At 56.1% G+C, this 1,030-nt stretch carries 1 rRNA gene; it reads left to right on the forward strand.

Annotated elements, in window-relative coordinates:
- Window positions 1–1,028, forward strand: a 23S ribosomal RNA gene (locus tag ACIQOW_RS39690); the annotation flags it as partial.
- Between the last annotated feature and the right edge of the window lie 2 nt (window positions 1,029–1,030).

The raw sequence follows: 1,030 nt of genomic DNA on the forward strand, positions 1-1,030 counted from the left end.
GGCGAAGCTGAGAACTTAAGCGCCAGTAAACGGCGGTGGTAACTATAACCATCCTAAGGTAGCGAAATTCCTTGTCGGGTAAGTTCCGACCTGCACGAATGGCGTAACGACTTCTCGACTGTCTCAACCATAGGCCCGGTGAAATTGCATTACGAGTAAAGATGCTCGTTTCGCGCAGCAGGACGGAAAGACCCCGGGACCTTTACTATAGCTTGATATTGGTGTTCGGTTCGGCTTGTGTAGGATAGGTGGGAGACTTTGAAGCCGTGACGCCAGTCATGGTGGAGTCGTCGTTGAAATACCACTCTGGTCGTGCTGGATGTCTAACCTGGGTCCGTGATCCGGATCAGGGACAGTGTCTGGTGGGTAGTTTAACTGGGGCGGTTGCCTCCTAAAGGGTAACGGAGGCGCCCAAAGGTTCCCTCAGCCTGGTTGGCAATCAGGTGTTGAGTGTAAGTGCACAAGGGAGCTTGACTGTGAGACTGACGGGTCGAGCAGGTACGAAAGTAGGGACTAGTGACCCGGCGGTGGCTTGTGGAAGCGCCGTCGCTCAACGGATAAAAGGTACCCCGGGGATAACAGGCTGATCTTCCCCAAGAGTCCATATCGACGGGATGGTTTGGCACCTCGATGTCGGCTCGTCGCATCCTGGGGCTGGAGTAGGTCCCAAGGGTTGGGCTGTTCGCCCATTAAAGCGGTACGCGAGCTGGGTTTAGAACGTCGTGAGACAGTTCGGTCCCTATCCGCTGTGCGCGTAGGAGTGTTGAGAAGGGCTGTCCCTAGTACGAGAGGACCGGGACGGACGAACCTCTGGTGTGCCAGTTGTCCTGCCAAGGGCATGGCTGGTTGGCTACGTTCGGGAGGGATAACCGCTGAAAGCATCTAAGCGGGAAGCCTGCTTCGAGATGAGCACTCCCACCTCCTTGAGAGGGTAAGGCTCCCAGTAGACGACTGGGTTGATAGGCCGGATATGGAAGCCCTGTGAGGGGTGGAGTTGACCGGTACTAATAGGCCGAGGGCTTGTCCTCAG

Origin of the sequence: Kitasatospora sp. NPDC091335, assembly GCF_044757205.1 — a bacterium.
Taxonomy (GTDB): Bacteria; Actinomycetota; Actinomycetes; order Streptomycetales; family Streptomycetaceae; genus Kitasatospora.